Below are 2,009 nucleotides of genomic sequence, written 5' to 3' on the forward strand. Positions count from 1 at the left end.
CGCCGACAGGCCGCCGAACAGCGAGCGCGCGAACAGGATCGCGAACACGGCGAAGATGGCCGCGTTGAACGGATCGCTGTTGCCGGACGAGGACTTGTGCTCGTCGGTCAACGGCGGCGGCAACGGCTCGCCCTGGATCAATTTGGTCAACGCGTCGGTCGCATCGTGGATGCCGCCGAAGAAATCGCCGCTGCGGAATTTCGGCGTGATGTATTCGCGGATGATGCGTGCGCCGGCGGCATCGGGAATCGCGCCTTCGAGGCCGCGGCCGACTTCGATGCGCACGCGATGATCGTTCTTCGCGACGATCAGGATCACGCCGTCATCGGTGCCCTTGCGGCCGAGCTTCCAGGCGTCGCCGACGCGGATGCCGTATTGCGCGATGTCCTCGGGCTGCGTCGTCGGCACGATCAGCACGCCGAGTTGCGAGCCCTTGCTCTGCTCGAGCGCAGTCAGCTCGTTTTCCAGTTGCTGCTGTTGTTGTGCGTCGAGCGTGCCGGTGAGGTCGGTGACATGCGCCTTGAGCGGCGGGATCGATTGCGGATCACCTTCTGCCGCCGCCACCGGCAAGGCGAAGGCCGCGATCCAGCCAACAACGAGGATGAAGAAAAATTTTTTCAGACGCGAACGAGCACGGAAGGACACGGATACAGCGGAAAGGAAATCCGTGTTCATCCGTGTCCCCTGGTGCTTCTCACACCGCGGCGATCAATGTGCGGGTTGTGCCGGTGGTTGCGCCGGCTGCGCCGCGGGCTTGTTGAAGTCGACGGTCGGCGCAGTAGAAATCGCCTTCTCGTTGTCGACGGTGAAGTTGGCCTTGGGCTTGTAGCCGAACATCATCGCAGTGAGGTTCTGCGGGAAGCTGCGGGCGAACGTGTTGTAGTCCTGGATCGCCGTGATGTAGCGGTTGCGCGCTACGGCAATGCGGTTCTCGGTGCCTTCGAGCTGCGCCTGCAGATTCTGAAACAGGCCATCGGCCTTGAGGTTCGGATAGTTTTCCGACACGGCCATCAGCCGCGACAGCGCGCTCGACAATTCGCCCTGCGCCTGCTGGAACGCCTTCATCTTGTTCTCGTCGGTGAGGTCTTCGGCGTTCAGCGTGATCTTGCCGACGCTGGCGCGCGCGTTGGTCACCGCCTCGAGCGTGGACTGCTCGTGCTCGGCGTAGCCCTTGACCGTGTTGACCAGGTTCGGCACGAGGTCGGCGCGGCGCTGGTACTGGTTGATCACCTCGGACCAGGCAGCCTTGGCGGCTTCGTCCTTAGACTGGAACGCGTTATAGCCGCAGCCGGACAGGACGAACGCGGCGATCAACAGCAATACGATGCGTTGCAGGTGCATGGTCTTACCCCTCCGATGGATGGCAACGGGAGCATCATACCGAATGCGCCCACACGCAGCGCAAGCGGCACCGCCGCATCCCGGCGGATCAGGCCGACGGCTTCTGGTTCTTGGCGGCGAGCAGGTTGAGCACTTCCACGATGGCCGAGAACGCCATCGAGCCATAGATGTAGGCGCGCGGGATATGCACGTCGAGGCATTCGCCGACGAGCACGATGCCGATCAGCACGATGAACGCGAGCGCGAGCATGCGGATCGCCGGATTGTTGTCGATGAACTCGCCGACCGGGTTCGAGGCGAACAGCATCACCGCGACCGCAAGGATGATCGCACCGACCATGACCGGGATGTTGCGCACCATGCCGACCGCGGTGATGACCGAGTCGATCGAGAACACGATGTCGATGATCGCGATCTGGGCGATGACCCAGGCGAAACTCGCCGCCGCCGTGTTGGCAACGACCTCGGTGTGCTTGCCGCTGATCGCATCGACGATCTCCATGATGCCCTTGACGATGAGGAAGACACCGCCGCCGCCGAGGATGAGGTCGCGCACCGAGATGACCTTGCCGAACAGGCTGAACAGCGGCATGTGCTTGTCGTCCATGCGCGCGAAATGGGCGAGCGTGACGAGCAGCGCGATGCGCGTGAGACAGGCAAAGGCGAGG

General features: G+C 63.1%; 3 protein-coding genes. All 3 read right to left on the reverse strand.

What is annotated here, in order from left to right; all coding sequences use genetic code 11:
- Positions 1 to 645: TPM domain-containing protein (locus VF497_RS08570; protein WP_414706871.1), on the reverse strand; the 645-nt coding region annotated here is incomplete at its 3' end.
- 63 nt (positions 646 to 708) lie between these two features.
- A complete protein-coding gene (locus VF497_RS08575) occupies positions 709 to 1,341 on the reverse strand; it encodes a LemA family protein (protein ID WP_330887675.1) in 633 nt (210 codons plus the stop codon).
- Between the two features lie 88 nt (positions 1,342 to 1,429).
- Positions 1,430 to 2,009, reverse strand: a 580-nt coding sequence (locus VF497_RS08580; protein WP_330887677.1) for a TerC family protein, incomplete at its 5' end; no start/stop codon positions are given.

This window comes from Rudaea sp., from assembly GCF_036383415.1.
In the GTDB taxonomy this organism is placed as follows: domain Bacteria; phylum Pseudomonadota; class Gammaproteobacteria; order Xanthomonadales; family Rhodanobacteraceae; genus Rudaea.

Excerpts from the sequence above, each read along its gene's own strand:
- VF497_RS08575 (WP_330887675.1), bottom strand. The coding sequence starts at position 1,341 with ATGCACCTGCAACGCATCGTATTGCTGTTGATCGCCGCGTTCGTCCTG.